This window comes from Enterobacter sp., from assembly GCF_977039595.1.
Window position 1 is genome coordinate 53,227 of record NZ_CDRQYH010000007.1, and the last position, 20,656, is coordinate 73,882.

Annotated in this window: 23 protein-coding genes and 1 other RNA gene; 8 read left to right on the forward strand and 16 right to left on the reverse strand. The window is 55.2% G+C overall.

Translation table 11 applies throughout. The annotated features are described in order from the left end of the window. Window positions 1-48: 48 nt before the first annotated feature. Complete coding sequence (gene maa, locus ACWYRJ_RS04050) at window positions 49-600, forward strand: maltose O-acetyltransferase (protein ID WP_111963392.1); 552 nt, start codon at window positions 49-51, stop codon at window positions 598-600. Window positions 601-717: 117 nt separating this feature from the next. Then, window positions 718-1,185 carry a YlaC family protein gene (locus tag ACWYRJ_RS04055; protein WP_023310598.1) on the forward strand — a complete coding sequence of 156 codons (468 nt, stop codon included), beginning with the start codon at window positions 718-720 and terminating at the stop codon, window positions 1,183-1,185. Here the strand turns inward: ACWYRJ_RS04055 and pdxR are convergent. Beyond that, window positions 1,157-2,617, reverse strand: a complete 1,461-nt coding sequence (gene pdxR / locus ACWYRJ_RS04060; RefSeq protein WP_149366105.1) for a MocR-like pyridoxine biosynthesis transcription factor PdxR — start codon at window positions 2,615-2,617, stop codon at window positions 1,157-1,159. The genes ACWYRJ_RS04055 and pdxR overlap by 29 nt on opposite strands. A gap of 101 nt (window positions 2,618-2,718) precedes the next feature. Between pdxR and ACWYRJ_RS04065 the strand changes: the two genes are divergently transcribed. After that, window positions 2,719-3,429, forward strand: coding sequence for a GNAT family N-acetyltransferase (locus tag ACWYRJ_RS04065; protein ID WP_115874370.1), 711 nt, complete (start codon window positions 2,719-2,721; stop codon window positions 3,427-3,429). Here the strand turns inward: ACWYRJ_RS04065 and ykgO are convergent. Both ykgO and ACWYRJ_RS04075 read right to left on the reverse strand, forming a co-directional pair. Beyond that, the gene (gene ykgO / locus ACWYRJ_RS04070) at window positions 3,426-3,566 is read right to left on the reverse strand and encodes a type B 50S ribosomal protein L36 (protein ID WP_111963396.1); all 141 of its coding nucleotides are present in this window, start codon (window positions 3,564-3,566) and stop codon (window positions 3,426-3,428) included. The two genes, ACWYRJ_RS04065 and ykgO, sit on opposite strands and share 4 nt — an antisense overlap. Window positions 3,567-3,568: 2 nt before the next feature. Next, window positions 3,569-3,829 carry a type B 50S ribosomal protein L31 gene (locus ACWYRJ_RS04075; RefSeq protein ID WP_010428154.1) on the reverse strand — a complete coding sequence of 87 codons (261 nt, stop codon included), beginning with the start codon at window positions 3,827-3,829 and terminating at the stop codon, window positions 3,569-3,571. Window positions 3,830-4,049: 220 nt separating this feature from the next. Here ACWYRJ_RS04075 and ACWYRJ_RS04080 point away from each other — a divergent pair, with 220 nt between their 5' ends. Further along, entirely contained in the window at window positions 4,050-5,615 is a 1,566-nt protein-coding gene (locus ACWYRJ_RS04080; protein ID WP_111963397.1) for an EAL domain-containing protein, read from the forward strand. Here the strand turns inward: ACWYRJ_RS04080 and ACWYRJ_RS04085 are convergent. Beyond that, entirely contained in the window at window positions 5,608-5,880 is a 273-nt protein-coding gene (locus tag ACWYRJ_RS04085) for a metal-sensing transcriptional repressor (protein ID WP_111963398.1), read from the reverse strand. The genes ACWYRJ_RS04080 and ACWYRJ_RS04085 overlap by 8 nt on opposite strands. Window positions 5,881-6,014: 134 nt before the next feature. On the opposite strand from ACWYRJ_RS04085, the gene ACWYRJ_RS04090 reads away from it, so the two are divergent. Continuing rightward, window positions 6,015-6,854 carry a nickel/cobalt efflux protein RcnA gene (locus tag ACWYRJ_RS04090; protein WP_249575786.1) on the forward strand — a complete coding sequence of 280 codons (840 nt, stop codon included), beginning with the start codon at window positions 6,015-6,017 and terminating at the stop codon, window positions 6,852-6,854. A gap of 39 nt (window positions 6,855-6,893) precedes the next feature. On the opposite strand, the gene ACWYRJ_RS04095 is transcribed toward ACWYRJ_RS04090, so the two are convergent. The 3 genes from ACWYRJ_RS04095 to yczE all read right to left on the reverse strand — a co-directional run bounded on the left by ACWYRJ_RS04095 (window position 6,894) and on the right by yczE (window position 11,846). Continuing rightward, the gene (locus tag ACWYRJ_RS04095; protein WP_455507457.1) at window positions 6,894-9,983 is read right to left on the reverse strand and encodes a beta-galactosidase; all 3,090 of its coding nucleotides are present in this window, start codon (window positions 9,981-9,983) and stop codon (window positions 6,894-6,896) included. Between the two features lie 102 nt (window positions 9,984-10,085). Continuing rightward, window positions 10,086-11,156 carry a LacI family DNA-binding transcriptional regulator gene (locus ACWYRJ_RS04100; RefSeq protein ID WP_111963401.1) on the reverse strand — a complete coding sequence of 357 codons (1,071 nt, stop codon included), beginning with the start codon at window positions 11,154-11,156 and terminating at the stop codon, window positions 10,086-10,088. Between the two features lie 78 nt (window positions 11,157-11,234). Beyond that, window positions 11,235-11,846 carry a membrane protein YczE gene (yczE, locus tag ACWYRJ_RS04105; protein ID WP_111963402.1) on the reverse strand — a complete coding sequence of 204 codons (612 nt, stop codon included), beginning with the start codon at window positions 11,844-11,846 and terminating at the stop codon, window positions 11,235-11,237. Between the two features lie 86 nt (window positions 11,847-11,932). Between yczE and yczR the strand changes: the two genes are divergently transcribed. Next, a complete protein-coding gene (gene yczR, locus ACWYRJ_RS04110; RefSeq protein ID WP_149366109.1) occupies window positions 11,933-13,354 on the forward strand; it encodes a MocR-like transcription factor YczR in 1,422 nt (473 codons plus the stop codon). 81 nt (window positions 13,355-13,435) lie between these two features. Here yczR and ACWYRJ_RS04115 read toward each other — a convergent pair whose 3' ends face one another. The 6 genes from ACWYRJ_RS04115 to ffs form a co-directional block, all read right to left on the reverse strand. After that, window positions 13,436-13,651 carry a hypothetical protein gene (locus ACWYRJ_RS04115; RefSeq protein ID WP_023310588.1) on the reverse strand — a complete coding sequence of 72 codons (216 nt, stop codon included), beginning with the start codon at window positions 13,649-13,651 and terminating at the stop codon, window positions 13,436-13,438. Next, a complete protein-coding gene (locus ACWYRJ_RS04120) occupies window positions 13,648-13,899 on the reverse strand; it encodes a hypothetical protein (protein WP_032638522.1) in 252 nt (83 codons plus the stop codon). Before ACWYRJ_RS04120 ends, ACWYRJ_RS04115 begins: the two co-directional genes overlap by 4 nt. Window positions 13,900-14,334: 435 nt before the next feature. Further along, window positions 14,335-14,742 carry a hypothetical protein gene (locus tag ACWYRJ_RS04125; RefSeq protein ID WP_455507458.1) on the reverse strand — a complete coding sequence of 136 codons (408 nt, stop codon included), beginning with the start codon at window positions 14,740-14,742 and terminating at the stop codon, window positions 14,335-14,337. 106 nt (window positions 14,743-14,848) lie between these two features. Further along, a complete protein-coding gene (locus ACWYRJ_RS04130; protein WP_455507459.1) occupies window positions 14,849-15,457 on the reverse strand; it encodes a hypothetical protein in 609 nt (202 codons plus the stop codon). Continuing rightward, the gene (locus ACWYRJ_RS04135) at window positions 15,454-16,503 is read right to left on the reverse strand and encodes an N-acetylmuramidase family protein (protein WP_455507460.1); all 1,050 of its coding nucleotides are present in this window, start codon (window positions 16,501-16,503) and stop codon (window positions 15,454-15,456) included. The genes ACWYRJ_RS04130 and ACWYRJ_RS04135 overlap by 4 nt, the downstream gene beginning before the upstream one ends. A gap of 162 nt (window positions 16,504-16,665) precedes the next feature. Further along, an RNA gene (gene ffs, locus ACWYRJ_RS04140) (signal recognition particle sRNA small type) lies at window positions 16,666-16,762 on the reverse strand. Window positions 16,763-16,934: 172 nt separating this feature from the next. Here ffs and ACWYRJ_RS04145 point away from each other — a divergent pair. Beyond that, window positions 16,935-17,246, forward strand: coding sequence for an MGMT family protein (locus ACWYRJ_RS04145; RefSeq protein WP_032664021.1), 312 nt, complete (start codon window positions 16,935-16,937; stop codon window positions 17,244-17,246). 33 nt (window positions 17,247-17,279) lie between these two features. On the opposite strand, the gene ACWYRJ_RS04150 is transcribed toward ACWYRJ_RS04145, so the two are convergent. Beyond that, entirely contained in the window at window positions 17,280-17,807 is a 528-nt protein-coding gene (locus tag ACWYRJ_RS04150; RefSeq protein WP_024906833.1) for a YbaY family lipoprotein, read from the reverse strand. A 200-nt stretch (window positions 17,808-18,007) separates the two neighbouring features. Here ACWYRJ_RS04150 and tesB point away from each other — a divergent pair, with 200 nt between their 5' ends. Further along, a complete protein-coding gene (tesB, locus tag ACWYRJ_RS04155; RefSeq protein WP_455507461.1) occupies window positions 18,008-18,868 on the forward strand; it encodes an acyl-CoA thioesterase II in 861 nt (286 codons plus the stop codon). 96 nt (window positions 18,869-18,964) lie between these two features. Here tesB and amtB read toward each other — a convergent pair whose 3' ends face one another. Further along, the gene (gene amtB, locus ACWYRJ_RS04160; RefSeq protein ID WP_115874359.1) at window positions 18,965-20,254 is read right to left on the reverse strand and encodes an ammonium transporter AmtB; all 1,290 of its coding nucleotides are present in this window, start codon (window positions 20,252-20,254) and stop codon (window positions 18,965-18,967) included. Window positions 20,255-20,289: 35 nt separating this feature from the next. After that, window positions 20,290-20,628, reverse strand: a complete 339-nt coding sequence (gene glnK / locus ACWYRJ_RS04165; protein ID WP_008503304.1) for a P-II family nitrogen regulator — start codon at window positions 20,626-20,628, stop codon at window positions 20,290-20,292. Window positions 20,629-20,656 lie beyond the last annotated feature (28 nt).

Consider the following 20,656-nt stretch of genomic DNA (forward strand, 5'->3'; position numbering starts at 1 on the left):
TGGCCAGTTCCGATTAATCTGCGGTAATAACATCCAGAGAGGTTTCCAGTGAGCTTAGAAAAACAGAAAATGATTGCCGGTGAACATTATCGCCCCGGCGATGAGACATTACGGGCTGACCGACTGCGGGCCCGCCATCTGGTTTACCGCTATAACCACACTGCGCCTGATGAAAAAACAGAACGCCAGAACATTCTGGCGGAACTTCTCGGACAAAGCGCAGGCGCTTATATAGAGCCGAGCTTCCGCTGCGACTACGGATATAACATTTATCTGGGCAAAAACTTTTACGCTAACTTCGACTGCGTAATGCTGGATGTCTGCCCTGTTCATATTGGCGATAACTGTATGCTCGCGCCGGGTGTTCATATTTATACGGCAACCCACCCGCTGGATGCGGAGGAGCGAAACAGCGGCGTGGAGTTTGGAAAACCCGTCAATATTGGAAATAACGTCTGGATTGGTGGCCGGGCGGTCATTAACCCTGGCGTCACCATTGGTGATAATGTGGTGGTGGCCTCCGGCGCGGTCGTGACGAAAGACGTCCCGGCTAACGTCGTCGTTGGCGGCAACCCGGCAAAAATTATCAAAGCGCTGTGAAGTCGCGGGGAGTCAACTGTTATAGTCTTTTAGCGCCAGACTGTTACTTTTTTCAGCCTGATGGCTCCCCTAAAATTGGCAGACACCCTGTATTGTCAACTCTCATGAAGGCAAAAAATGACCGAGATACAGCGCCTGCTTACCGCCACCATCGACGATCTTAACCTCCGCGAAAAGCGCGATAATCGCCCGCGCTTTAGCATTAGCTTTATTCGCAAACATCCTGGCCTGTTTGTCGCCATGTATGCCGCCTGGCTGGCGACGCTTATTGTTATGCTGAAGTCCGAAACGCTGGTGGACTCCGTCTGGCTGCTGGTTGTACTGTTTGTCGTCTTTAACGCCTTTTTCTTTTTCGACGTGAATCCGCGCTACCGTTACGAAGATATCGACGTGCTCGATTTTCGGGTCTGCTATAACGGCGAATGGTACAACACGCGTTACGTGCCAGAGGAGCTGATCGAAAACATCATGCACTCTCCGGCAGTTGAAGCCGGGCAAAAAGAGAAGCTGCAGAAAATGGTCTCCACCAAAGGACAGCTCTCATTCTATGATGTCTTTACCCTTTCTCGCCCTGCTGCTGCGTAATTAACGCCTGCAGACGTCGGATCCCCGGCGCAAACTGAGAAGCAGAGGTATTACCGTAACCTAAAACCAGCCCGGTTTGCCCCTGCTTCGCCTCCAGGTAATACCCGCTCAGTGCAGCGGGTGCCAGCTGAAACGCTCTCGCCTTCGCCACCAGCCTCTGGTCGTCAATACCGTCTATCGCCAGCGTCAGATGCATCCCACCTTCGCCTGCCAGAATGCGGTGCGGAGTATGAAGCTCGGCGCCCAGCACCTCCCGCAGCTGGCGGTAGCGTTTACGGTACAGCCGACGCATGGCGGCAAGGTGGCGGGCGTAATGACCTTCTTCAATGAACAGCGCCAGGGTGCGCTGTTCGGCACGATGCCCACCCCGCAACAGCGAGCCGATGGCCGGACGAACCGCCTTAGCCAGCGCTGGCGGTAACACCATGAACCCCATGCGAAGTGACGGAAACAGCGTTTTACTGAACGTCCCCAGATACACAACGGGCGCATTGTTGACCATTCCCAGCATCGCCGGTACGGGCTCACCGGCATAACGGAACTCGCTGTCGTAATCATCTTCAATGATCCACGCGTTGTGCTGCCGGGCCAGGTCAAGCAGCGCCAGCCGCCGCCGCGCGCTGAGCACGCTCCCGTAAGGGAACTGATGCGAAGGCGATGTAAAGATCATTGAGGGGGCAGGCGCATCCAGCCCTTCCCAGCACATTCCCTCGTCATCAACCGGTATCCCCGTCATCGCCAGGCCGGTTTTAACAAACGCACTCTTTGCCCCGCTATAGCCCGGGTTTTCTACCCAGGCGACATCGCCAGGCTCGCTTAACATCATCGTGCAGAGATTGACCCCCTCGAGCGCACCTTCGGTGAGCACAATCTGGCTGGCGTCGCAGTCGATACCGCGGGACAAGGCGAGATGCCGGGCAATCGCTGCCCGCAGAGACGGTTCACCGGCCGGGTCACCATAGCCTAACAGGGCACTTCCCTCCTCGCGCAGAACACGATCGTACAATCGCCGCCACAGCGGCAAGGGGAAATAGTTAATGGCAGGCGTTCCCGGCGTGAACGCCATCACAGGGGTATCGCGCGGCACAGGGGCGGGCAGCAGGGCGACACGTTTTGTCAGCCTGACGTCAGGCTCCGGCAGCGTTCGGGCAATCGTACGATGAGCGAATTGCCCCACCCGTGTCCCCTGACGGTTACGCAGCAAATAACCTTCGAGCGTGAGCTGGTCCAGCGCCGCATTGACGGTGTTTCGGGAAACCGAGATCTGCTGCGCCAGCGTTCGCGAACCGGGCAGCTGGCTGCCGGACCGAAGCCTGCCGCACAGTATCGCCTCCCGCAAAGCATGATAGAGCGTGCGCTGGAGCGTCTCTTGCCCACGCTTTTTCAGCGCAGCATGGAGCAAAGTGTAAAGCTCATCACCCGGTATATTCATCTTTCCTCCTAGTGGTACCAGAAAAACATAGCCTGGTGGTTCTTTTTAAGGAACCAGCAATTCACTAATCTGGAGTTCTTTTCAACGACATGGAAATAAACATGAATACATTCAATGAGTTTGGACAGCCTGTAGGCGAAGCCCTTATCGACTGGCAACCTCGTCAACACCCGTCCCGGGTGGTCCTTCAGGGTCACTATTGTCGGCTTGAGCCGCTGCGCGTGGAGCATGCCCACGCGTTGTTCTCCGCCTATTCCCTGGCCGAAGATACCCGCAGCTGGACGTGGCTACTGCGTGAACCCGATGCCACCGCAGAAGAGTTTGCCAAATGGGTGGCGAGCGTAAGTGAGTTATCCGATCCCATCCACTTTACCGTTATGGATAACCAGACCGAGTCTCCTGTCGGGACGCTGTCCCTGATGCGGATCGATCCTAAAAACGGGGTCGTGGAAGTGGGGCACGTTCACTTCTCTCCTCTGTTAAGCCGCACGCCAGGGTCGACAGAGGCGCAATATCTGCTGATGCGGTACGTGTTCGATACCCTGGGCTACCGACGTTATGAATGGAAGTGCAATAGCCTGAACGAGCCTTCCCGTAAAGCGGCGCTGCGTCTGGGCTTTCAGTTTGAGGGGCGCTTTCGCCAGGCGCTGGTCATAAAAGGCCGTAACCGGGATACCGACTGGTTTTCTATTCTCGACAAAGAGTGGCCGGCGCTGGCGAGCGCCTTTGAAAGCTGGCTTGCCACCGACAATTTTACTGCCGATGGCAAACAGAAAAGATCCCTGGAAAGCTGGCGAGAAACGCGCGTCTAGCGTCTTTTTTTACGTCCCTGAACCGCCTTATAGCGCGGATTAGATTTGCAAATCACGTATAAGCGTCCCTTGCGTTTGACTATCTGGCAATCCGGGTGACGCTGCTTTGCACTGCGTAATGAGTTAAGTACCTGCATGGTTAGCCCCGCTTCGCATTGAGAAAACCGCCAAAACGCTTGCGGAAGCGCGCGGCGCTACCGTCCGTGGAGAACGTTTTCTGCTTGCCGGTATAAAACGGGTGCGATTTTGAAGAAACCTCAATGGTGATGTACGGATACGTTTCACCGTCGAGTTCAATTTCGCGGTCGGTCTTAATGGTTGAGCCAACCTTGAAGTATTCATTAGCGCTGGTGTCGTGGAATACCACGGTGCGATAGGCTGGATGGATATCAGGCTTCATCGTAAATCCTTTGCGTTTTGTTATAACATAACAAAATAATATCCAGGCCAGTTCGAAAAAACAACCCCCTCTCGCCGGGCGATATTTTCTCGTTTGCCTGAGATAAAATGAAAACCTGGCTGCCCACGTGCTATAACTATATCATTTCGCGGTAAAATCTTTCTCTTCAGGCAAGGAACTCAATGCCCAGGAACGGGTATACGAGGAAGGACACGACAGCATGAAAACCCGACATCTGGTCAGTCTGGTGACTGGCATACTTATTTTTTCTGTGCTGGTTCCCATTTGCCTGAGCATCTGGCTGGCCCATCGCCAGGCGGAAGATAAGTTTGCCAATGCGCTGGATAACTATGCGTCACGCGTGTTGGTAAGAACCGACAGAGTTGTGGATCAGGCAAAAGAAGCGCTCGATCACCTGCAGGCCTTTGAAGGGGTGCCGTGTAGCCCGTTGCAGTTAAGAGAGATGCGCCGGGTCGCTTTCTCGTGGCGATATGTTCAGGAAGTGATTTATATCGATAACCTTCAGCCGCTCTGCTCCTCCCTCGAGCAAACCAGTCATGCCCCCCCTTTCCCCCCTCCGATGCGCATTACCGAAGATGGTTACAGCGCATGGCTGACCACGCAAAACGATCTTGGGTTTAACCGCTACATGGCCGTGCTGGGAAAAGGTCACTACCTTGTCATGGTCGATCCTGCCTCGCTGGTGGACGTTATCCCTTTCGGCGAGATAGCGATTGATGCTGCCCTGGTAGGCACTACAACACACCGCATATTCGCCAGCAGCAGTAAGCTTAATTCTCACATCCGCGACATGGTCCAGGAGCGGGATGTTAAAAGCGTGCAGTACAACGGTTCAATGTACGTCATGAAGTCTGTACCTGAGCTTGGATTTACCGTCGTCGCATGGGCAACGCTCAAACCGCTGGCTGAAACCTGGCACCGGCAGCTTCTTTTCTGGTTACCGTTCGGCATGTTAATAAGTCTGCTCGCCGCGCTGTTTGTCCTGCGGATCCTGCGTCGTATCCAGTCGCCTCGCAATCGCCTGCTTGACGCCATTAACAGCCGGGATTTTGTGGTTCACTATCAGCCCATCGTGGCGCTCTGTAGCGGAAAAATTGTGGGCGCAGAAGCGCTGACGCGCTGGCCGCAGCCAGACGGAAGCAGCCTCTCGCCGGATATTTTTGTCCCCCTTGCCGAGCAAACGGGGCTCATCTCGCAGCTGACGCAGTTAGTCATCGAAAAGGTGTTTGAAGATATGGGCCACTGGCTGCAACGCCATCCCGATCAGCATATCTCCATTAACCTCGCCCCTGCCGATTTAACCTCCGGCATCCTGCCACCTTTACTGAGTCAGCTACTGAATAAGTGGCAAATACATCCCCGACAAATCGCCCTTGAGCTCACCGAGCGCGGCTTTGCCGATCCCAAAATTAGCGCACCGGCTATCGCAGCGTTTCGCCGTTCAGGCCACCCTGTCTATATTGATGATTTTGGCACGGGCTATTCCAGCCTGAGCTATCTGCAGGATCTGGACGTCGACACGCTAAAAATTGATAAATCGTTCGTCGATGCGCTGGAGTATAAAAACGTGACGCCGCACATCATTGAAATAGCAAAGTCGTTGAAGCTGGCGATGGTGGCGGAGGGCATCGAGACCGCAGGGCAGCTCGCCTGGCTACACCGTCACGGCGTGCAGTACGGGCAGGGGTGGTACTACAGCAAGGCACTGCCAAAAACGGAATTTATTCTTTGGGCAGAAAATAACCTCGGCACGCACGCTACTTGAGATAGGATTTGATCACCCGCAACACCACGCCAAGATCGGCTTCACGCTGCGCTTCTTCAGGCTCTTTCACCACGTGATCGGTTAAATGCCCTTCGATCACCTGCATCATCATGCCATTGACCGCCCCGCGGATCGCCGCCAGCTGCTGTAACACCTCGGCGCATTCGTGATCGCTGTTAAGCATTTTTTCCAGCGCGGTGCTTTGCCCCTGAATTTTCTTCAGGCGAGTCAGTAACATCTTCTGGTCTCTAACGGTATGTGACATCTCTGTATCCCTAATTTTTTGGCTTTTAAAGCATATCACGCTCTACTCCCCCTGAGTATTTTTCTACTGGGGGGTAGTATTAAGCTACTGGGGGGGAGTAGTATCTCCGCACGCTTTCCACTCCGGAATTTCCCATGACCGATTTTGCTTCACTTCTTCAGCAGGGCAATGCCTGGCTGTTTGTTCCCAGCGCTATCCTGCTCGGTGCGCTGCATGGCCTAGAACCGGGCCATTCAAAGACAATGATGGCAGCCTTTATTGTTGCCATCCGCGGCACGCTGAAACAGGCGGTACTGCTTGGCCTGGCGGCAACGCTCTCCCATACGGCGGTGGTCTGGCTCGTTGCGATGGCGGGATTATGGTTTGGTCGGGGCTGGGATGCGCATACGTCCGAACCCTGGTTCCAGCTGATCTCCGGGGTGCTGATCGTTGCGATCGCCCTGTGGATGGCGTGGCGAACCTGGAAAGAGAGCCAGCCGCACGATCATCATCACGACCATGATCGCCATCACCACCACCACCACGACCATGACCATGACCATGACCACCATCATGATCATTATCACCACGAACACACGCTGATTGAAGAAGAGTGGCAGGACGCCCACCAGCGCGCTCACGCGCAGGATATTAACCGCCGCTTCAGCGGTCAAAATGTCACCACCGGACAGATTATGATGTTTGGCCTGACCGGCGGACTTATCCCCTGCCCGGCGTCCATCACCGTGCTGCTGATCTGCCTGCAGCTTAAGCATTTCGCCCTCGGCGCGACGCTGGTGTTCAGCTTCAGTATTGGTCTGGCGTTAACGCTGGTCGCTTCCGGCGCGATTGCCGCCTTAAGCCTCAAGCACGCGACCAAACGCTGGCCCGGGTTTAGCGAATTCTCCCGTAAGGCACCGTGGATCTCCGCTGCGCTGATTACCGTGGTAGGAATTTACATGAGCCTGCATGGCCTGAGCGGCATTCTGGCGTAAGCCTGCGGCCACGCTCTGTGGCCGCATCTCCACGGTCAGTTAAGGGTTCTGCTGCCAGCTGAAGGTATAGCGCAGCTGACGTGTCTGCAGAATGAATTCCGGTGAAACGCTGGGGCTCCAGGAGTCGTCGCCGCCCACGCCCATATGGAACGCATCGAGGTTAAGCCAGCATCCCGGCTCTTCCCGCAGCAGATGATGATGGGTTGTCTCCCGCAGCTGCTGCTGGCTATAGCGGCTCACCGAGAAGTGGAACTGGCCATTTAGCTGATGCGTTCCCAGCGTCAGCTCCCGCGTATCACAGCGCAAACCATTTTCCGTCGGGAAGATATACGGCGTGTGCATCTCCGCCAGGGGTAATGTCCAGCGCCCCTGCTGTGCCGCCAGCTTTCTGTCCGGATAGTTTTCATGCGGCCCCAGTCCCAGCCAGGAGACGTTTTCCGGCGTTTCGGCGAGATGAACACTCAGGCCAACGCGCGCAGGCTCCGGGATATCAGATGCAATATCGACCTGAATATCGCCATGCAGAACGCCTCGCTCGTCCACCCTCCAGACTTTACGGCTCATGAACAGGGCTTTGCCGCGATACTCAAGGACGAGCTGGGTTGTGACCACTACTTCGTCTGCGTGCTGCTCTGCCTCACAGCACAGAACGCGCGAGGTGAGATCGTACATGCCCGCCGCTTTCCAGCGTTCAACCCAGGCGTTTGGATCGATCTTCGTCGCTTCACTTACGCCAATGTCGTTGTCCAGCGGCGCGCGGCTGACGTTATCCGTCAGAGGTGAAAGCAGCGTTTCAACGCCATTTCGCCACCACTGGGTCAGATTTCCGGTTGCGCGATCGAATTGCCAGCGCTGTTGACGATGGGAGATCTCCTTGACGCGATCGTTTTGCGTCAAGACCGGCGGCTCGCCCACCGGAGCTGGCGGAGCAATAAAGAGTGGAGCCGGCAGCGGCCACTGCTCCCACGCGCAGCGATGGTCAGCCGGTGACCACGGCGTTGCCCGCGGCTGGCGAACTTCAACGTTCAGCCAGACCTCACCCGGCCCGGCTTTCAGCTCCGGCAGGTCGATCTCCAGACGCTGGATACCTTCAGGCGACATCGAGAGCGTCACCTCTCCCGCGGCCAGCACGTCCCCGTCCCGGGCAACCGTCCAGCTCAGCACTTCGTTATCGGTGTGGCGGAACAGGTAGCCGCTTTGCACCTCAATCACCAGCGGCGAGGTGCTGACCCGCGTAAAGGTAAAGAACTGCTGGGCGCGCTGCGCCTCGTACAGCGCCGGGTGCGGCGTGCGATCGGGGAATACCAGGCCATTGAGGCAGAACTGCCGATCGTTCGGCTTATCGCCAAAGTCTCCCCCGTAGGCCCAGAACGCGTTGCCAGCTTCGTCCTGTTTCGTCAGGGCCTGATCGACCCAGTCCCAGACAAATCCCCCCTGCAGGCGAGGGTGGCTGCGAAACGCCTGCCAGTATTTCGCGAACCCGCCAAAGCTATTCCCCATCGCGTGAGCATATTCACAGAGGATCAGCGGACGCGTTTCGTCCGGCATGCCGATCCATTTTTTGATTGACCATTTAGGCACCGCCGGGAAGGGCTGATCCTGATCGACACGGGCATACATCGGACAAACAATATCGGTAGCCGTCGTGTTCGCGCCGCCGCCTTCATACTGCACCGGACGCGTCGGATCCGTGGATTTCACCCAGCGATACAGTGCGTCGTGGTTTGCGCCGTGCCCGGACTCATTGCCCAGCGACCAAATGATAATTGAGGGATGATTACGATCGCGCTGCACCATTCGGGTCACGCGCTCGCTCATGGCGGGCAGCCAGCGCGGATCGTCTGCAAGGCGGCTCATCGGCACCATACCGTGGGTTTCGATGTTGGCTTCATCAACAACGTACAGCCCGTAGCGATCGCAAAGCCGGTACCACAGCGGATGGTTCGGGTAGTGCGAGCAGCGCACGGCGTTGAAGTTGTGCTGCTTCATGATTTCGATATCGCGGCGCATGGTCGCTTCGTCCATCACCTGGCCGTTTTCCGGGTGATGCTCGTGCCGGTTAACCCCTCGGATCAGCAGCGGTTTACCGTTGAGCTTCAGCAGGCCATTGCTGATATCAACGCGGCGGAAGCCCACGTCGCACGCCTCAATCTCAAGCACTTCACCCTGCGGGTTGATAAGCGCAATCGTCAGGCGATACAGTTCTGGCGTTTCAGCGCTCCAGAGCGCGGGCTGTTCAACGGGCATCGCCGCCGTTAAGCGCTCTGCCCAGCTGCCGCGCTCGTCGACGATGGCTGACCCTGGACGCCGGGAAACGCAGGCGCATTTTTCCTCCGCGCGCCACAGGGTAAAAACCACCTCGCAGTCTGCAAAGCCAGCGCCTGCCAGCGCGACATCAACCTTCAGCACCGCGCGGTCCAGCTCATTATTCAGGTCCGTCACCACGTGATAATCGGCAATCCGGGTATCGGGTTTATGCAGCAAAGTCACATCGCGGAAAATGCCGCTCATGCGCCACATGTCCTGATCTTCAAGATAGCTGCCGTCGCACCAGCGCAATACCATGACCGCCAGGCGGTTCTGCCCGGGGCGTAATGCCGCCGAGAGGTCAAATTCGGCGGGCAGCCGACTGTCCTGGGAATAGCCTATCCACTTCCCGTTGCACCAGAGATGGAACGCCGAGTTCACACCGTCAAAGATGATGCGGGTTTGCCCGCTCTGAAGCCAGGCGTCATTCATTTCAAATGCGAGCGAGTAACAACCTGTCGGATTTTCCTGCGGCACAAAAGGTGGGTTAACGGAGATGGGATAGGTGACATTGGTGTAGATGGGCGTGTCGACCCCCTGCATCTGCCAGTTCGACGGTACGGGCATTGCGACGGCATCCGCGCAATCCTCAATTGCCCATGCTTGAGGAACCTGCTCCGGCGCTGAAAAATAGCTAAACCGCCATAGCCCGTTGAGAGAGCGCCTGCTGGTAGATCCGGCGTCATCTCTGGCGGAAGATTCATTGCGCCAGCTGTGTAACGGCGCATGTGCGGGCAGACGGTTCCACTGTGTGACGCCGGGGTTTTCCCAGTCCCGACGGGCCAGAATGGCGCTGAGGGTCAGCGGTGAAGTGGTGGACATAGTAACCTCTTTGCGAAGCGCTCACAATTTTGGTTAACATGCCCTGGCACCCGGCGATGGTAAAGCGCCCATTCGCCGGGTAGCGAGTCAGATCACAAAGTTTTATTTGCGGGCAATCTGCTCGGCAAGGAGTGCCAGGCTTCTAAGCTGCTCCGCCAGATCCTCGCGTTCAGCCTGCTTCGGGTTGCGGCGTGCGCTTGAATGACGGGTAACCAGCGTCACCGGCAGTTGAACCTGCCAGCACGCCTCCTCCCCGGTGGGGGCCAGCAGCCATTCCACGCTGCGTTCACCCGCATCGCGAAACGCCTGACGAATGGTCGTCAGCGGCGGGGAAAACCAGGCGCTGTCGGCCGTATCGTCAAACCCGACCACCGACATCTGGCCAGGAATAGCGATCCCTTTTTCCGCGCAGGCGCGCATTACCCCGAGCGCCATCTGATCGTTAGCCACCAGAATGGCATCCGGTAATATCGTCCCCGACAGAAGGACATGCCCTTTCTCATAGCCGCTGGCGGCGCTCCAGTCACCGTAAGCCACCTCAACGGCTTCATGCCCCGCGCGGGCCAGAGCGGCTTTCCACCCCGCCAGACGCGCCCGAGCAGAGACCGAGCTTTCCGGCCCGCTCAGCAGAGCAATATGTCGATGCCCCAGCGAAAGCAGATGCTCAACGCCCAGACGCGCCCCCTGCTCCGCGTTAAACACAAGGCTGTTTACCCGCGCTGAAGGCGCCACATCGAGAAATAGCACCGGGACGGGCGACGCCAGTGCCCTGAGTTCTTCAGCGTCACGATCGTCAAGCGGAACATTCACCAGCAGCGCGTCCACCCGCTGCGCCAGCAGCGCCTGAAGCGCGACCTGACAGTGCTGCGGCTGTTCCACCATGGAGATAAGAACGCTCGCCCCCTGTTCCGCCGCGCGGGATTTTACCGCCGACACAATTTGCGAGGGCGCATGCAGGGCCAGATCGGTGGTGATAAGTCCCAGCGTGCGGGTGCGTTTGCCCGCCAGCTGCTGTGCCCGCAGGTTAGGCACGTAGTGCAGCTCCGCCATCGCCTGCTGCACCTTTTCCCGCGTGCGGGCAGAAACATGCTCCGCGTCGTTAATGACGCGGGAAACGGTCTGATAAGAAACCCCCGCAAGGAGGGCGACATCATAGAGAGTGATAGCTTTCATGCATTGTGGCATCGCGTGAGTCGGGGCCCATTATTGTGGCACAGCGACGCCGTTAAAACATGTGAGCGCTTCGCAAAATTAAACAACCCGCTCCGGCTGGGGTATTTCCGCAATGCGCGGCTTCTGGCGAAACCAGGGCAGACAGAGCTGGATAAGCGGGCCAATGGTCAGGGCATAAAGTACGGTTCCCACGCCAAAGGTGCCGCCAAGCACGCACCCAATCAGCAGGACGGACACTTCAATTGAGGTGCGCACGCTACGAATGGACCACCCCAGCCGGGCGTGAATGCCGGTCATCAGACCGTCGCGCGGGCCTGGCCCGAAACCGGCCCCGATGTACATGCTGGTCGCAATCGCGTTCATCACGATGCCCGACACCAGGAAAGCGATTCGAACGGGTAACGATTCCAGTTCCGGTATAAGCGCCATGCTGGCGTCCGCCGCCAGACCGATACAAATCACGTTACTGATCGTGCCAAGCCCCGGCATCTGGCGCAGCGGGATCCACAGCAGCAGCACCGCCGCGCCGGTCACAATAATCACCGTTCCGATAGTCATTCCCAGCTGTAACCCCACCCCAAGGTGAAATACATCCCAGGGGTCGACGCCCAAATCGGAACGAATAAACATCGCGGTGGACAGGCCATACAGTCCTAAACCGACATAGAGTTGTAGCAGACGACGTACCATTTTTATCTTCTCCAGTGAACCAGGCTTTCATCCTGACCTAAAATGGCACTATGATTAATGTCCAGTTTTCAAATAGTGGACTGCATATGTCATCACGCCGCTTCGGAAGTCAGTCTCTGGTACGCCTTTTAGGCCACTGGCAACAAGCCTCATCCCGAACCCCGCTCTGGCGACAGCTGGCCGACGCGCTGCGTTTATTAATCCTTGATGGACGGCTGGCACTGAATACGCGGCTGCCGGGCGAGCGTGAGCTGGCCGCGGCGCTGGACGTGAGCCGTACCACCGTCAGCAGCGCGCTCGCCCACCTGCGCGAAGAGGGATATCTTGAAAGCCGCCACGGCAGCGGGTCACGCGTGATCCTCCCGGATACGCGCGCCGTTCCCACTCTTTCCGCGGCGAGCGCCGCACTGGATCTCTCCACTGCCGCCCTCAATGCCGGGCCGGAGATCCATCAGGCGTATACCCATGCGCTCACGGCCATTACCCCGCATCTCTCGCTGACGGGCTACGATCAGCTAGGGTTGCCGACGCTGCGGGAAGCCATCGCTGCACGCTATACCGCGCGTGGTCTGCCCACCCGCGCAGACGAAGTGATGGTGGTCAATGGCGCCGTCAGCGGCTTTGCGCTGGTACTGCGGATGATGGCCGGGCCGGGGGACCGCGTCGTGGTCGATCATCCCACCTATCCGCTGGCGATTGCCGCCATTCAGGGCGCGCAGTGTCGGCCAGTCGGGGTGTCTCTGCCGGAAACCGGTTGGGATACGGATGGCTTTGCCGCAACGCTTGCCCAGACGGCGCCTCGTCTGGCCTATCTGATGCCAGATTTTCATAATCCGACCGGGCGCTGTATGGATATTGCCACCCGTCAGGCCATCACGGATATTGCAGCCCAAACCCGCACGGCGCTGGTGGTGGATGAAACGATGGTGGATCTCTGGTTTGATGCGCCTCCCCCACCACCGCTGGCCTCCTTCAACCCGCAGGCCACCGTCATCACTTTAGGCTCTGCCGGCAAAAGCTTCTGGGGAGGGCTGCGTCTAGGCTGGATCCGCGCCTCATCGCGCACCATCGCCACGCTTGCTCAGGCGCGGGATACGCTGGATTTAGGCTCGCCGCTGCTGGAACAGCTGGCAATGCAGTGGCTCATTAACAACAGCGAGACGTTTCTGCCCGCACGCCGGAAAATGCTAGCGGAACGGCGCGATCGATGCGGTGACCTGCTGCGAGAACATTTCCCGGAGTGGAAATTCCACGAGGCGGAAGGCGGGCTCTCCTACTGGATAGAGCTACCGGGCATGCTGGCGACACAGCTTGCCGCACGGGCAGAAATAATCGGGATTAACCTTGGAACCGGGACGCGATTTGGTTTATCAGGGGCGTTTGACCGCTATTTACGTATGCCCTTCTCGCTGGAATCGACAGAGCTTGAGCAGGCGTTACTGAGGATCAAACCGTTATGGCTCGCCCTGAATAAAAACGTGCCATCGTTAAAACGCAGCGTAATTTAATATTAAAAAATTTGAAGCAGATCATAAAATAAAAACTGCTGACTGTAATATATGCAGTCAGCAGTTTTCACTGGTCAGTGTTTAATGCTGAGGAGGAATAGGAAAGCCTTTTAGTGAAATAACGAAATTATCACCGTCTTTCTTTATTTTTGCACCGGTATCACACCAGTCAGACGCAATACGAAAGAACTCATCGCTTCCAACATTCCAGCCAAGACGTACATGCTTCACGTAGCCTGAACGCAACAGATCGCAGGCCTCGTTGTAGTCACTGGCAGTTGACAGTTGTTGTTTCATTTTCTCTTCTTCAGAAGTTTACGTAGGGCCTTGATTTCTTTAGGAGTAAAAGGAGAAACACTCTCTTCTTCCGTATGCTGATTATCAATATCCTCTTCCGATACTCCCGCCTCTTCTACTGCTTCGAATGCCAGCAGCAGCAGTTTCTCTGTTGTCACGCTTAAATTCTCGTTATTGAGTTCCGCATAGTGGCGAAGCCTTTCTTTTAGCGCGTCATCAATCTTAACGTTTAATACCGCTGTAGCCATGTTTGTCACTTCCCTTCGGAATAAGTACTTTATTTAATACACGAAGTTAACAATGTTATCCAGATATAAATTTTTTCGAGTTATGGAAGAAAATAGACGTCCAATTATAAAATGACAGTCTATTATTACAGGTTTATGACAATAATATTTCAGCGCGATGAAATATATATTACACGATATAGGCATAATATTATTGTGGGATAGCAGTCAAAAGTGAGAGGTGAAAGCAGGAAGATTTTATGAGGGCGGAAATGGGTAGGGGCCCTGCCAGCTAAGCTTTTTCTAATAAAACCCATGTATTTCAATGCACTAAAAAGCGGTGGGGCAATAATTTTGTATCACCAAAAGAATACACTGGCAAGCCGTTTTCTCATGCGACAGACACAAAAAAACCGGGGCTGACCCGGCTTTGTATGGCTTTTGACCAAACTCCATCTAAGCCACATTTTCCACTACCATGTAGGATCGCCCAACCTCTTCAATCAGTGGTTGGAGGTTCGTATTGCTGCCTTTGACTGTAAATAGGTCTTCTGGCTGTTCATCTTTTACGGCTTTTTTAACATAACCATAATACGGACGACTAACCGCAGTCCTTAAAGATACCTCCGTACAAGAAGATAAAGCGACCACATTTTCCCCTGTGTACCTGAACACTGGCGGCTCATAGTTTTTGATCACGCTCCGGCAAGAGTTCACAAATTGTGTGAACGCTTCAATTTTACCTGCCAGGGCCAAACGACGGGCAGGTTCGATCTCATCTACCGTGAGATCGGGAGCGGAATATCTGTCGCACAAATGGGTGGGCCCCTGACGGCTAGCTATAACTCTTATTTTCAGTGTCATAGGGTGCGGTCATGCGGGGAAAATAGCGTTACGGATTAGCTTAATGAGATTGCCGATGCGAAAGCATCGCCCGGCAATATTGAATTCAGGGGGAGAAATAAACCGATCAGGATGCAGGAGGCGTTAACGGCTGAACGTCATTGCTATTCACCCAGCCGTGCGTCATTTTTCCGCTACGGGCGACAAACTCTACCTCTGCCCAGCCAGCCTGGGTTTGTATTACCCCTACTACGTCTCCTTTAACGATCCAGGCTTTACGCCGGGTCGCGGCATCAGGCGTGGAGCTCAGATAAGCCCGCGGGCTGCTTACCTTCATCAGCGTTTGCCACTGTGTCTGCCGCATCCTCTCCAGTTCCAGACCTGTCGCAATTTCAGGCATCAGCACATTCATACACCCAGCATGGTTTTGCCCATCAGGAATGGCTAATGTGACACCCGCGGTATTCGCGGCAATATGGCCCGCGAGCACAGAAGAAGACCATGAAGTGATTGTGTCTGGCTGTTGCGCTGAAACATGGCCTGTCAGAAAGAAAGTGCAGGTACGTTTTACGCTGTCTTCAGCCGATTCAGAGTAATACCCGGTGATATTGCCCGTCGGTGAGACGGCGAGTAACAAACCTTCATATACGCCAGACTGTAGCGTCGTGGCATACGAAGAAAACGCCGCCATTAAGACTGAAAAACCGCAAACTATGCGCATCATTTTAATTTTCATCTCCGCCCCTTCTCCAGGCTTTCATACGTTCTGCGAATTTTAACGTCATAATCACCGAAATCGCTTCCGTTATAGTTGAATGCCATATTATAAAAGTCCTTATTTACCATTGCCGACAGTAGTGAGCTGTTCTTATTGCACAAATGTAAAAAAGCATTTAATTGCTTACCGGCATTAGACTTCATATCTTTTAAAAATGTGCCGAGATCTTTATAACCGCACGATTCGTAATTAAACCCCATAATCTGGAACATCCCCCATGAACACGATTTTATCGCAGCTTCGGCATCAAGTGCGTAGGCCTTCGCCAGGGTATTCCATGCAGAAAGCTGGTCGATATTGTTTTTTTGCCATTCCGGACCCGCTTTCTTTACATATTTATAAGACAAAAAAGGGTGGGTTTGATCGTATTTCCTTTTGGTGTATTTACGGAAAATATGCCCTTCATACGCAATAATCGGTAGATTTAAAGCATTAAACCCAGATCGTCCGCCCGACTCCACAATAGAAAAAGCTTTGATGATATTCAGTTCTACCCGACGATTAAGATTTTCCCAGGCTTCAGTAAAGTCCTGTTCCGTCAGCGATACAGCCCCATCAATTCCAGGCGCTATCAGCTTGCTTCGCTCAAGGGTTTCATCTGCTACGTTGTAGCGCTCTTTTCTCAGATAATCGTTAACCAGCTGACGGACGCTATTTTCATTGGCAGAAGGTTGCCTAAAAAATGAAGACGTGAAAGACGATTGTTGAGACGCAAGGGGATATTTCATCGCAGCAGCAACTAATCCACGGAAAGTCTTCCCTTCTGGCTCAATAACCCCATCGGGATGCTGGAAACGCAAATGAATGGACTGAAACTGGCTGATGGTTCTGATCAATGTCGGGGAAATAATCCCATCTTCTGGGATGTCATACTGGATGATAGGCTTAATGAGATTAAACAGGTATTGCACGATAATCACGTCGCGCTGAAAGTTTCCTGCTTTACCTGGCGTTCCTACGGCACTTTTCAATAAAGGTGACAAACGTCTGAGAGAATTATCCATTTCTGAGTACTCATAAATGAAAAAATATACGGTTAGTGGGAAACCGCATCTCGTGATCGACAGCATCAAGCTGCTCACATCCAGCAGGCATTGATACGCCACTTGCGCCGCACCAGGTAAACACTGAAAACAGGAGTTATTGGGAGCACAAATGGGTGGGGGCCCTGCCAGCTACATCCCGGCACACACGTCGTCTGCCCTGGCTGCTTCCTTCCGGACCTGACCTGGTGAACAGAGTAGCGTTGCGGGAGAACCAACAGAGCCCCCATTGAGAGCGTTGATAACCAACGCGCTGGCGCATTATCCCTGTGCTAAAGCCCAATTGCAAGCGACCAGCAACCGGATGCTGGTTTCTTGCGCAAACAGGCGCAGCAATCATGAAGATCTTCGTTTACCATAGCGTTCCAGAAACTACCCCCACAGGTGAAGGTATGGACGAACACGACTCCTTTCCACAGCGCGTATGGCAAATCGTGGCCTCAATCCCGGAAGGCTATGTCACTACCTATGGTGATGTTGCGCGCCTGGCCGGTTCCCCGCGCGCGGCGCGACAGGTTGGAGGAGTCCTCAAACGGCTACCGGAAGGCAGTACGTTGCCCTGGCATCGCGTGGTGAATCGTCATGGGAACATTTCGCTCACCGGGCCGGATCTTCAGCGTCAGCGTCAGGCGTTACTTTCAGAGGGTGTCCAGGTGACAGGGTCGGGTCAGATCGATTTGCAGAAGTTTCGCTGGATATATTGACCCCTCTCCCGGAGGAGAGGGGAAATGCAGGAATTACATCTGAGTCGGTGGGGTTGGCAGAGACGGCTGATTGGTCTGCGGTGCGACCGGTACTTCGGTCTGCTGCACCGGCACCAGGTTCAGGTCGATTTTTGTCCCACCATTGTTGATTGCTTCCTGAACCGTATCGGTGATAAAGACCAGCTTACCGTTGATGGTTACCGCTGCACTCAGCAGAATACGGGCGTTAGGCTGCACGTCCGACGGGTTATACGGCAACACGAAGCTAAATGGCGCCTGCTTACCTTCTGTACGGACCGCACGCTGGGCCACGACTTTAGACGGCGCGTCGGCCAGGGAAGCATCAGACAGCGTTACCGTTAGTACCGCGTCCGGTGGCAGAGCGACTCTCTGTTTGATCCAGATTGTACCGGAAACGTTAGGCTGCTGAATGGACTGCTGTGAAAGGGTATTAATCCCGTTCGGATCTGCAGCTGGAACCGGCACCTGGGCGCTCTTACCGGCACAGGCGGACAACGCCACCGCAATAGCTACACCACTAAGCATGGGCACGAGTTTCATTGAAGTCTCCTTATCAATGCACCAGCGGGATCGATCCCATCCGATGTCGTTTCAATCACATAACGTATTCAAGTGTGGCACAGATCACCGATTTATGCCTGAAAACGTGCCGATATTCAGATTATTCTACCCATCGGACCACTTTCATTTCTGCGTTATACTCTGCCTATCTTTCGCTGCGGCGTTTATTGAGGACAACTATGAGTCAGGCACTGAACAATCTGCTGACATTACTAAATCTGGAAAAAATTGAGGAAGGACTCTTTCGCGGACAGAGCGAAGATCTCGGCTTACGCCAGGTATTCGGGGGGCAAGTCGTCGGACAGGCACTGTACGCAGCAAAGGAGACTGTCCCGGCAGACCGTCTGGTGCATTCATTCCACAGCTACTTCTTACGCCCTGGCGATAGCGCAAAACCGATTGTGTATGACGTTGAAGTTCTGCGAGACGGCAACAGCTTCAGCGCGCGCCGCGTAGCGGCCATTCAGAGCGGCAAGCCGATCTTTTACATGACGGCCTCTTTCCAGGCGCCGGAGCCGGGCTACGAGCATCAGAAAGTGATGCCCCCGGCTCCGTCACCTGACTCTTTAAAATCAGAGACGGATATTGCTCGCGCGCTGGCGCATCTGCTTCCCCCTCAGGTCAAAGAGAAGTTTCTCTGCGATAAGCCGCTGGAGATCCGCCCGGTTGAGTTCCACAACCCGATGAAAGGCCATACCGCCGAGCCGAAACGCCAGGTTTGGATCCGTGCCAACGAGACCGTGCCGGAAGATTTCCGCGTCCATCAGTATCTGCTGGGCTATGCGTCTGACTTCAACTTCCTGCCGGTGGCGCTGCAGCCGCACGGCGTTGGTTTCCTGGAAAAAGGGATGCAGGTCGCGACGATCGATCACTCCATGTGGTTCCACCGTCCGTTCAACATGAATGAGTGGCTGCTTTACAGCGTGGAGAGCACGTCAGCGTCGAGCGCACGCGGATTTGTGCGTGGAGAATTTTATACTCAGGACGGCGTGCTGGTCGCTTCGACGGTGCAGGAAGGGGTGATGCGTAATCGCGGGTGATTGTGTGCGGCCTGATGCCCTCCCCCTGACCCTCTCCCACCGGGAGAGGGAATACACATTAAAAACGGCAACCTCTGGTTGCCGTTTTGCTGTTTATCAGGCGTTATACGCATTCTCGCCGTGGCTGTTAACGTCCAGACCTTCGCGCTCCTGCTCTTCCGGTACGCGCAGACCCACCGTCATATCCGCCAGCTTATAGCCAATGAAGGCCACAACGGCAGACCAGACAACGGTGATAGCTATACTTTCCAGCTGCACCAGCACCTGATGAACCATGGTGACACCTTCCGCGTAACCCACGCCACCGAGCGATTTCGCCGCGAAGATACCGGTCATGATACAACCGACTATGCCGCACACGCCGTGCACGCCGAATACATCGCATGGGTCGTCGACGCGCAGCACACGTTTCAGTGCGGTCACGCCCCACAGACCCGCCAGACCCGAGACCAGGCCAACCAGCAGCGCACCGCCGACACCGACATAACCACACGCAGGCGTAATACCGACCAGACCGGCGATGGCACCCGAACAGGCACCCAGCAGAGAAGGTTTACCGCGTACCGCCCACTCGCCAAACACCCAGGAGAGAATCGCACCCGCCGTGGCAACAACGGTGTTCACGAAGGCCAGCGCGGCGATTTCGTTGGCCGCACTCGCAGAGCCGGCGTTAAAGCCAAACCAGCCAAAGTAGAGGATCGCAGTACCGGTAAACACCATCGGCAGGTTGTGCGGTTTAAACGCTTCTTTACCGAAGCCCACGCGTTTGCCAATCAGGTAGGCCCCCACCAGACCCGCTACCGCGGCGTTGATGTGTACAACGGTACCGCCCGCGAAGTCCAGCGCACCATGGGTTGCCAGCAGACCGCCCCCCCAGACCATGTGCGCAATCGGCACATAGGAGAGCGTCATCCAGACCACTACGAAGATCAGAACAGCAGAGAAACGAATACGCTCCGCCAGCGCGCCCACAATAAGCCCGACGGTAATACAGGCGAAGGAGCCCTGGAACGCCACGTGAATATACTGATAGAAGCTGCCCATCAGCGCGGTCAGCTCAATATTTTTCAGCATCACCCAGTCGAAGTTACCAAAGAACGCGTTGCCCGTACCGAACGCCAGCGAGTAACCGTAAACCACCCACAGCACGCAGACCAGCGCAAACGTCACGGCAACCTGCGTCAGCATGGAGAGAACGTTTTTGCCACGGATCAGGCCGCCGTAGAACAGCGCAATGCCCGGAATGGACATGAAAAGCACCAGCGCGGTGCTGATCATCATAAAGGCGTTATCGGCTTTATCAGCCACCGCAGGGGCAGCAGCCAGCGCCAGGCCCGGCAGCAGCGCCAGCGAACCCAGACCCGTTTTAAGTGTTGCTATCTTCATTTTCTCGATCCCTATCACTGTGTGCCAGGCGTTATTTACAATGCCGCTTCGTCAGATTCGCCGGTACGGATGCGAATGACGCGCTGCAGTTCGGCAACGAAAATTTTGCCGTCGCCAATTTTGCCGGTGTAGGCCGCTTTGCTAATGACATCAATGACTTCATCAAGCTGATCGTCAGCAATCGCGACATCAATTTTTACTTTTGGCAGAAAGTTAACGCTGTATTCCGCCCCGCGATAAAGCTCGGCATGACCCTTCTGACGACCAAAGCCTTTCACTTCGGTGACAGTCAGTCCCTGAATACCCATTGAAGACAACGCTTCACGCACGTCTTCGAGTTTGAATGGTTTGATTACAACCGTAACCAGCTTCATAGATCCCCTCCAGTCAGAATTCGGTAAT

Excerpts from the sequence above, each read along its gene's own strand:
- glnK (WP_008503304.1), bottom strand. The coding sequence starts at position 20,628 with ATGAAGCTGGTTACGGTTGTAATCAAACCATTCAAACTCGAAGACGTG.
- ACWYRJ_RS04090 (WP_249575786.1), top strand. The coding sequence starts at position 6,015 with ATGACCGATTTTGCTTCACTTCTTCAGCAGGGCAATGCCTGGCTGTTT.
- ACWYRJ_RS04075 (WP_010428154.1), bottom strand. The coding sequence starts at position 3,829 with ATGAAGCCTGATATCCATCCAGCCTATCGCACCGTGGTATTCCACGAC.
- ACWYRJ_RS04095 (WP_455507457.1), bottom strand. The coding sequence starts at position 9,983 with ATGTCCACCACTTCACCGCTGACCCTCAGCGCCATTCTGGCCCGTCGG.
- ACWYRJ_RS04145 (WP_032664021.1), top strand. The coding sequence starts at position 16,935 with ATGGACGAACACGACTCCTTTCCACAGCGCGTATGGCAAATCGTGGCC.
- ACWYRJ_RS04080 (WP_111963397.1), top strand. The coding sequence starts at position 4,050 with ATGAAAACCCGACATCTGGTCAGTCTGGTGACTGGCATACTTATTTTT.
- ACWYRJ_RS04100 (WP_111963401.1), bottom strand. The coding sequence starts at position 11,156 with ATGAAAGCTATCACTCTCTATGATGTCGCCCTCCTTGCGGGGGTTTCT.
- ACWYRJ_RS04150 (WP_024906833.1), bottom strand. The coding sequence starts at position 17,807 with ATGAAACTCGTGCCCATGCTTAGTGGTGTAGCTATTGCGGTGGCGTTG.
- yczE (WP_111963402.1), bottom strand. The coding sequence starts at position 11,846 with ATGGTACGTCGTCTGCTACAACTCTATGTCGGTTTAGGACTGTATGGC.
- ACWYRJ_RS04120 (WP_032638522.1), bottom strand. The coding sequence starts at position 13,899 with ATGGCTACAGCGGTATTAAACGTTAAGATTGATGACGCGCTAAAAGAA.
- ACWYRJ_RS04065 (WP_115874370.1), top strand. The coding sequence starts at position 2,719 with ATGAATACATTCAATGAGTTTGGACAGCCTGTAGGCGAAGCCCTTATC.
- ACWYRJ_RS04130 (WP_455507459.1), bottom strand. The coding sequence starts at position 15,457 with ATGAAAATTAAAATGATGCGCATAGTTTGCGGTTTTTCAGTCTTAATG.
- pdxR (WP_149366105.1), bottom strand. The coding sequence starts at position 2,617 with ATGAATATACCGGGTGATGAGCTTTACACTTTGCTCCATGCTGCGCTG.
- ACWYRJ_RS04055 (WP_023310598.1), top strand. The coding sequence starts at position 718 with ATGACCGAGATACAGCGCCTGCTTACCGCCACCATCGACGATCTTAAC.
- ACWYRJ_RS04135 (WP_455507460.1), bottom strand. The coding sequence starts at position 16,503 with ATGGATAATTCTCTCAGACGTTTGTCACCTTTATTGAAAAGTGCCGTA.
- ACWYRJ_RS04125 (WP_455507458.1), bottom strand. The coding sequence starts at position 14,742 with ATGACACTGAAAATAAGAGTTATAGCTAGCCGTCAGGGGCCCACCCAT.
- ACWYRJ_RS04115 (WP_023310588.1), bottom strand. The coding sequence starts at position 13,651 with ATGAAACAACAACTGTCAACTGCCAGTGACTACAACGAGGCCTGCGAT.
- amtB (WP_115874359.1), bottom strand. The coding sequence starts at position 20,254 with ATGAAGATAGCAACACTTAAAACGGGTCTGGGTTCGCTGGCGCTGCTG.
- ACWYRJ_RS04085 (WP_111963398.1), bottom strand. The coding sequence starts at position 5,880 with ATGTCACATACCGTTAGAGACCAGAAGATGTTACTGACTCGCCTGAAG.
- yczR (WP_149366109.1), top strand. The coding sequence starts at position 11,933 with ATGTCATCACGCCGCTTCGGAAGTCAGTCTCTGGTACGCCTTTTAGGC.
- tesB (WP_455507461.1), top strand. The coding sequence starts at position 18,008 with ATGAGTCAGGCACTGAACAATCTGCTGACATTACTAAATCTGGAAAAA.
- ykgO (WP_111963396.1), bottom strand. The coding sequence starts at position 3,566 with ATGCAGGTACTTAACTCATTACGCAGTGCAAAGCAGCGTCACCCGGAT.